The organism is Yaniella sp., from assembly GCF_030453185.1.
In the GTDB taxonomy this organism is placed as follows: domain Bacteria; phylum Actinomycetota; class Actinomycetes; order Actinomycetales; family Micrococcaceae; genus Yaniella.
The window spans coordinates 1-7,443 of sequence record NZ_JAKDKW010000095.1 but is presented as its reverse complement, the minus strand read 5'-3'; the positions used below and the strand labels follow the sequence as shown (position 1 = coordinate 7,443).

Genomic DNA, 7,443 nt, shown 5'->3' with positions numbered 1-7,443 from the left:
GGGGGCAAGATCGTGACTTTAGAGACAGCTGATGAGGGTCCAGAATTTACCTTGGTCTCTGATAGCGCTTCTCAGAAAAGCCTTCAAGAGGAAGGGCTGATACAGCTAGGCGAGAACCTTTGGTACCGCTAGCGTAGGATTGATGGGCGGTATCGCAATTTATTCGCTTATTGAGCGGTGAGCACCGCAACGACAATGTGGCCGTCTTGTGGTTCGATGGAGCGATCGACGATCAATTCATCTCCGTCGAAAATCCCGGCACCCTCCATCGAGTCGCCACACACGCGCACAATAAAAGTTGCCAGTTCGTCCCGGATCAGCATCTCAGTCAGATCAATTTGGGTATCTGAATAATCCTGTGACGGCGACGGGAAACCTGCTGGCACTCTGCCCACACCAGCTTGGACCAGTCGTGGTGTTGTACCTTCCGGCGCGTAAGCAGAGACCCGTTCAACCTTCATACTTTCCCTCCCGCAATAGGTTTTACATTGTAGTACGGACACCTAGGGGTACAGGTGATCAATGACTTTTAGATAGTTTCAGTTAGCCCATGGCCACAAATCGCTGTGCGCTAGAGCAAAGCCGCCCGCATGAATGTAGCTTGGATCAATAGCAATATCTACATTTACGTGTTACTTATAGGTTAGCTTGCTAAATGATCAGTAAGGCAGGCTTCAACAAGGCCTCCGCTAAAGCGGTTAGCCGGCATACCTATTGCCTATTCAAAATACCAAAGATACGATGAATTATGACCGCCATAACATCGGTCAATATTTCCAAATACACTTTCGAGTAAAAAACTTATGCATACGAAGAAAGAGTATACATTGTCAACTCATCTAAATGAAGAGCAGATTGAGCGTATTGCCGGTTCATTGTTTGGGAAAGATCCTGCTGAACAAACGGAAATGGCAAAATCTCAAGGCATGGTCCCGAATGAACAAGGCTTGATCGAGTTTAATCGTCCAATAGGCTTCGAGCTGGATGAATCACTTGGATACTATGTGCCAATCATGGGGCTGATTAGTGTCGAGGATGCTGCACCCGCTACTGATGAAGAGATTTCGGAGCAAAGCGAATATCTGGAGGCCAGCGGCAAGACTCCAACTCCAGCTGACAACGCTACGGATTGTCCATATGCGTGGAGACGTACCTCTGGTGGGTTCTACTGCTTTACCGCCTCTGGTAGTGGGCCATCATATGATCCGATTAATGCGGTCCGGTTTTTATCGGCTTACATTGAGGCTCGAACTCAATACGATATATATCCATACGGGCATGAGAATCCAACGATAGTTAATAGCCCATGGCGAGTTTCTGCTGCGGGGCACGGTAGCCCTAGCATTTATAGTTTCTCGCAAACGGTTTACGGGATCAGTGTCGCCATTCGCTCAGATGTCTAAAGTTTTTCTTCTCCACATCAAGATGCCCTCTCCCATGCAACAGACATGGGAGAGGGCATCTTGATGTGTTGCGGCTTTACTCGCCGTTTTCCTCGTCGACTTTGTCAAACTGTTCTTCGACTTCAGCATCAGCATCAGGTGAGACAGGTAGAGGGCATTCGCTTGTTTCGCCACCGTTTTCGCCAATAGGTACCGCGCACACCCAGACACTTTCATCGGCTTCAAGAGTGGCCCCAGGCATGGGGTCGGTTGCATAGACTTCTAAGTGCTTTGGATCAAAACTGTTCGCATCGACCCGGACCACGGGTGTGAGGTCAAGGTGATCCAGCGTTGCCCCTGCTGTGTCGGGATGAAAGCCCAGCACGTCTGGGACGGTAACAGTCTCTGCAACTTCATCATCGTTGTTCGGTGTTTCATTGTCGCAACCGGTGAGCGCGACCGCCAGAACTAGGCTGGCGATAATCACTTGAAATGTGTGTTTCATCTGTAGCAGTTCTCCTGAGATGTGGGTGGTGAAAGTCGTGTTAGTTAATGACGGACGAGTAGCAAAGCGTCCAGCTCGGTTTCATACCAAATGTTCTCGACACTGTCCTGAATCAGGCAACTTTGTTGTTGATGCCTAGCTTGGAGGGCTCGCTAACCAGGGAAGAACCAAGGAATCCCAGGCGAGTACCTGGACCAATGTTGCAAACAGGAATGTGGCAATCGGTATGAGCATGCGCCACACCCAGTGTCTATGTCGAAAGACAGTGGCCATCAGCAGCATGGCAAGTGTCGTAAATAGGATGGGTGCTGGCAATAGGTACTGCTGCATCCCGACTGGCCAGCAGCCCTCATATAAACACTCTGGCCCAAAAACCTCAGACTGATATGCCGCCAAGTCCCGCTGAAACGACGCGAAGAAATAGGTTGTTGCTGCAAGGTACAGCGCAGAGAGGCCTTGGCCTACCCCGAGGAACGTTGATGTACGTACCGGAAGAACTGTTAAACATAAGGTCACCGTAACGAGGGCCAAATAGATGAGCCATGAGCCGGACGAGCCATATGGCAGCAGACCTCCGGTCAATTCGGATGAGCTTTCAACGCGAGGTGAGACAATGTTAAGAGGAACATGTTGCCCGTAGCCAATTCGCCAGGCCAGATTTGTCAACAGCCCAAAGGCAATGATTCCCCACACAGCTTTGAAGAGGTTCCAAAACCAGCCGGGCACCGGAGAATACGTCCGATGGGAGCCTTTCTCCCAGGCACTGTCATTAGTGGCTTCTGCTACTGGTCGCATTATTGCCCTAATTGGGCCAATACGGTACCAAGGGCACGCCCGCACTCTTGAGCCTGGGCGTTCGATGGCATGGGTAGGCCTTCCTCATCTTCGGGGTTCAATCCAGCGGCGTCACGGAGTAGATCTATCGGTACAGGAAAACTCCCGTCAAACATGCCGCCCACCAAATTTTCCATAGCAGATGCCACGTTTTCTGACGATTGTCCAAAACGATCGTTGTAGAAGCGCGCTAGGCGAGAGGCTGCATCTTGTTGATAGACATTTCTCATAGCTGAGGAGAGTTGCCCTACACCATCGTTTTGCATCGATGCTGCACACAGATAGGCATCAGCGTCTGCGACTAAGTCATCGTAGCCGAATGCTGATTCGTCAGATTTGCCGAGGTTGGCTTCCATCCAATCGTAAACATCGCCTGGCTGGCCTTCTCGGGCGTATACCCCCCAAGCCTGTAATAGATCTAGCGCCCACCCTCCGAGATCTCCTGCACGAAAGCTGTCCGCAGGGCTGGAAATACCCCAAATGTGATATCCCAAGAAAGTCGCGGCCCAATGAGTGACATCGCGATCCGAGGTTGGTCTGGAGGGCTGTACTTCGCTCATAGTACTCAGGCACGTTCCAAGTGCAGCTCCACTGCGCTCATCAGTTGCTGTAGAGCTAATATTTGTATACGTCCGCCAAAGACTGCTCCAATAATCGTCAAGACGAATTTGGTGAGCAACAGCGGTGGGGATATGGCCTGTGTAGAATGTGAGGTCGAAGCCGACCGTGCTTTCTTCCACCAAGGCTCTTTCGCAGGCACTTTCTGTTTCTGCTATCCATTCGTAGACATAGTCAAACCCTGTGTCTGTGATCGGCCGATCGACAGCTTCAGGCGGTGGCGTGTAGTTGTCCAGATTCACTGCATCCGCCTTGGAAGACACTACGACTTTATCAATATTCACCCCGAAACCAGACTCTTCTTCGGAAAGTTCAACTATTTGGTTGTAGTGCCATGCTTCCGGCATCCGAACACCCATATTGCCGGAAAAACCCGTGGACATCCCTGATACGAAAGCTGCTTCCGCAAGCTCAGCATCGATAATTATTTGACAGACATTTCGTGTGCCATAAACACCTACGCTGATATCACCTAGACAAGTTAATGCCAACGCGTCATTGACACCTTGAAAGTATTCACGAACAGGACCTTCAATTTCTACATCGACTGGGTCGAAATCCACTGAGAAATATAGTGCCACGTTGTCTGGTAGCCCAAGCACACGAGTGCGATCCATGGCCTCGATTCCATGATCGAAACCGTTATTGTAAGTCATGTGACGAACTTCGTTATTAAACCTCTGATGGATGGGCCACATTCGCAAGCCAGAGTCCTTCAGCGCATACAGTTCTGGAGTCGTCAGGAATTTTCCTGCTCCGACGATGTAGCGTCCGACATGTGTGTAGCCGCTGTCAACAGCGTCGTGAGCGTTACTGGCGGTGAGTTGTGTGGAGGTGTCAAAGCCTTCGGTGCTGATGCTGGTATCTCCCGAGGAGACAAGGAGGTTAGCCCACGTCGTGTAGTCGCCCTCGCCACTGATCGGTATTTCCATGAAAGACTGAAAGTCACTGGTCATGCTTGAGGTTTCGTCGTCAAAAGACCCATTGAATGGAACTTCGTACAGGTTAAACCGCATGGCCCCTTGATAGAGGCGGACGAAATTTGACTCCCCATCTGTAGACCCTGGACCGACTTGAGCGTAATCTCTAAGGCCTGCACGTGTACCGGGTCCAAAATTTCCGTTGGCTGTATCGTCGTCCATACCGAATTCATATTGCAGGGCAAACATCATGGATTCTTGTACCTGACGTGAAAACATTCCATCAGTGGGGCCAAGTTCGAAATCTCTTCGATTCGAATAAGTCGCATTCAGCCATTGCTGGACGTCTCGAACTTCTTGTGTTCCATCGCTAGTGATGGGAATACGGTCAGCATCCATCGACATTAGCGATGCCATGAGCTTTACGTCTACATAGGTCTCATCGGCATCAAGGCCCAGGTTTTCTCGAGCGTTCGCCACACCATCTTCAACTTCATCGAAAGTCACCGGCTCAGCATCGTCACGCGCTTCTTCATAAATTCCAGTATGGCCTTTACACCATAGGCTCCCACTGACCAACCTCAGCAGGTTCTCGTCAGTTGTGCCGTTATCAATTCGCCCAATCTGAGAGATAAATGCAGATTTCGTCTGGTCTCCGAATCCATCGCCAAGTGTTTCAATGCCAAGCTCAACTTGAAGGCTTCGGCGCAATGCGTACATTGTTGGCCAGCCAGTTCGACCTGTGACTTCAAGATCACCCCATCCAGGTACTGATCCGTAGGTTTCGTTCAGCCAATTTTGAATCCAAGTAATGTGCGGATCACTCATCGTAACTACCTTCCCCATTTCAACAATTCACGAGGCACCCAGCGCTCAACCCCTATGTGCAAGTTACGCTAGGCATGTTCAGACAAACCGTTACATTCTGGGTTTCAGTCGAAGCGCTTCCGATGTCGTGGCACGTGAACGACCACCTTAGGTTGACAGGATCTTCAAAGCAATTGTGTTTGCCGTCGATTCCCAAGATACATAGAGAATGTTCCCGAATCGTGACCTCACATTGACATTGTCACCCTGAGATTAATAAGCAGAGTTACACAGTGATCAGACCGCTGCCAACACCACTCGGTACGTGTCAAATCAAATGAGACATGTTATGCGTGTTGAAGTTGTGTAGATTGCGTGGTTTTTTGGGGAGCGTTAATCGTAACGCGGGTTGGTAGTTTAGGTGCTTGGGGTCGCCGGTGGAACCTTTCTGGGTGTGCTGCATATGCTGCATCCAGGGTGACTTGGCGCTGATCACGCACGTGTTCTGCGGTGCCGTAATGCACGCTGGCTGGGGTGTGTAATCCGATGCCGCTGTGGCGGTGTTCGTGGTTATACCAGTCGATGAATGCTGCCATCCAGGCCCTGGCCTCACCAATGGAAGCGAAGCGTTCTGGGTAATCTGGTGTGTATTTCATGGTCTTGAACTGCGACTCACTATTATCCCGAATTCGGGATAACAGCGATTATGCCGGACTCGTGATTATGCCGAACTCGTCACCGCGAAACAGGATTGGTGACAGAAGTCTCCTTAGACGAAAAATCAGACTTCTTTTACATCATAGGTTTAGTCCGTCAAGCATATGAATACCAATTAGACAGCGCATAGGGCATCTTTCCTTGTTTAATAGGACTGTATGACACGCCTCATCAAAGGATGCATTAAGTATCCAGCCGTGTATACCCTTTTACACGTTGATCATTCCACCGAGAGTATGCTGTGACTGTTAACTTCGTTTGGCGGGATTTCGCAGCTTCATGTGGCGGTCCTCCTGTCACTTAATCTCTTGCTCCCCAAATGCACCACTTAGAATGCCGGAACTGACCAAGACTGGTAGATGTGCGTGTAAAACGGGTATACCTGCCTTTACACGTGGGAGCGCGGCAAGCATTAGATTGGCCGACAAAAAGATCAACCTGCTTTACAGGACAATGTGATGACCTTGAAGGTTGCAAGGATTCGTGTCACGGTGGAAAGACAACACTTATCAACTCACCCACCTCACTGTAGGAATAGGCTACAAGCCATGAAGACGACCCCTCGCAGATTCCCACTACGCCAATTAGCGACCGGTGGAGTCATTGCAGTAGCCGCCCTGGCTGGAACGACACTGTTTCTTACTCCAGCGGCGACACAGGCTGACGATACGGTCTACGAACTTTCTGTGCAGCCGGCCCCCTCAGATGAAGCATCACAGCGACATCCTCTGGAACCGCCTGTGAGAGCTAACCCGTTCACCGACCGATTGTTGGCGCATGAACGCCAAGCCGGTGAAACTCAGGACTCGTATGTCCCACTTCCTCCGGGCCAGGAAACGGTACCCGAAGTGGCCGTGGCACCAGAACACTACGTGGAGTCGTTCACCGACGAAGAAAACGCCCTCCTGAATTCTGACGAACCCAAACACGTTGAGCTCGATTCGTTCACCGGCGACATCATCAGCGTCGAAAAACGCGAACCCGACGTGATTCCGGCAAACTTCGGGGGAGCATCGCACAAATAAACATACAAAGAAGACAGTAGGACCCGCACCGAGCTAAGGCTAGTTACCTTAGTGCTGGCACCTATCCCCGGATGGGCACCAATGGTCATCCCACGGTGGAATGCCAGGCCCGAGCTTTTTTCTCTAAAGACCGCAAGGAGGTCGTCGTCATGAATACATCCCCCAAACGCATCCTGTGGTGGGGCGTTGGATTCCTCATCGTGGGCGCGATCGCGTTTTATGCGTACACCAGCGCCGGGGTTCAAACCGCATTGACTTCCGATCAAACAAGCCAATCGTTATGGTTCTGGCTGCTCTCTCCAGCATTGAGCATCATTCAAAACGTAGCATTTCCAGTAGGAGCTGCACTGATCGGAGCGTCAGTCGTCATCCGATACCTCCAGGAATCCCAGTCGGCGCTGGACCAACAGCAAACAGCACACAACGAATTCTCGTAAATACGCGCACCATTCCTACTAACGCGCCTCTGACGCTATGCACCGCAGCTATGCGAAGTCTTCAGCATTTCTCTGGGCACGTGACTCTCGCATCATAATAAGCCACAATGCTCTCAAAGACAGCCCCGACCCTGTACCGGCTCGTATACCCGGTTGGACAATAAAGAAATTCTGCTGATCCAGGTTTTGAACGGCGCT

Annotated in this window: 6 protein-coding genes and 2 pseudogenes; 3 read left to right on the top strand and 5 right to left on the bottom strand. The window is 50.7% G+C overall.

Translation table 11 applies throughout. The annotated features are described in order from the left end of the window. Positions 1-179 precede the first annotated feature (179 nt). Positions 180-461 (bottom strand): annotated as a pseudogene (locus tag L0H14_RS11095) (LexA family protein); the annotation flags it as partial. A 342-nt stretch (positions 462-803) separates the two neighbouring features. Between L0H14_RS11095 and L0H14_RS11090 the strand changes: the two are divergent. Continuing rightward, on the top strand, positions 804-1,403 hold the full coding sequence (locus L0H14_RS11090) for a hypothetical protein (protein ID WP_301421835.1): 600 nt from the start codon (positions 804-806) through the stop codon (positions 1,401-1,403). 76 nt (positions 1,404-1,479) lie between these two features. Here L0H14_RS11090 and L0H14_RS11085 read toward each other — a convergent pair whose 3' ends face one another. The 4 genes and pseudogenes from L0H14_RS11085 to L0H14_RS11070 all read right to left on the bottom strand — a co-directional run. After that, entirely contained in the window at positions 1,480-1,887 is a 408-nt protein-coding gene (locus L0H14_RS11085) for a hypothetical protein (RefSeq protein ID WP_301421834.1), read from the bottom strand. 135 nt (positions 1,888-2,022) lie between these two features. Further along, entirely contained in the window at positions 2,023-2,682 is a 660-nt protein-coding gene (locus tag L0H14_RS11080) for a hypothetical protein (protein ID WP_301421833.1), read from the bottom strand. Then, positions 2,682-5,087: a glycoside hydrolase domain-containing protein gene (locus L0H14_RS11075; protein WP_301421832.1), complete on the bottom strand. Its 2,406-nt coding sequence runs from the start codon at positions 5,085-5,087 to the stop codon at positions 2,682-2,684. The genes L0H14_RS11080 and L0H14_RS11075 overlap by 1 nt, the downstream gene beginning before the upstream one ends. A 419-nt stretch (positions 5,088-5,506) precedes the next feature. Further along, positions 5,507-5,743: pseudogene (locus L0H14_RS11070) on the bottom strand (integrase core domain-containing protein); the annotation flags it as partial. A 588-nt stretch (positions 5,744-6,331) separates the two neighbouring features. Between L0H14_RS11070 and L0H14_RS11065 the strand changes: the two are divergent. Together L0H14_RS11065 and L0H14_RS11060 are read left to right on the top strand one after the other, a co-directional pair. Beyond that, positions 6,332-6,808, top strand: a complete 477-nt coding sequence (locus L0H14_RS11065; RefSeq protein ID WP_301421831.1) for a hypothetical protein — start codon at positions 6,332-6,334, stop codon at positions 6,806-6,808. A gap of 149 nt (positions 6,809-6,957) precedes the next feature. Then, positions 6,958-7,245: a hypothetical protein gene (locus L0H14_RS11060; protein ID WP_301421830.1), complete on the top strand. Its 288-nt coding sequence runs from the start codon at positions 6,958-6,960 to the stop codon at positions 7,243-7,245. The last annotated feature ends 198 nt before the right edge of the window (positions 7,246-7,443 follow it).

Excerpts from the sequence above, each read along its gene's own strand:
- L0H14_RS11090 (WP_301421835.1), top strand. The coding sequence starts at position 804 with ATGCATACGAAGAAAGAGTATACATTGTCAACTCATCTAAATGAAGAG.
- L0H14_RS11085 (WP_301421834.1), bottom strand. The coding sequence starts at position 1,887 with ATGAAACACACATTTCAAGTGATTATCGCCAGCCTAGTTCTGGCGGTC.
- L0H14_RS11080 (WP_301421833.1), bottom strand. The coding sequence starts at position 2,682 with ATGCGACCAGTAGCAGAAGCCACTAATGACAGTGCCTGGGAGAAAGGC.
- L0H14_RS11075 (WP_301421832.1), bottom strand. The coding sequence starts at position 5,087 with ATGAGTGATCCGCACATTACTTGGATTCAAAATTGGCTGAACGAAACC.
- L0H14_RS11065 (WP_301421831.1), top strand. The coding sequence starts at position 6,332 with ATGAAGACGACCCCTCGCAGATTCCCACTACGCCAATTAGCGACCGGT.
- L0H14_RS11060 (WP_301421830.1), top strand. The coding sequence starts at position 6,958 with ATGAATACATCCCCCAAACGCATCCTGTGGTGGGGCGTTGGATTCCTC.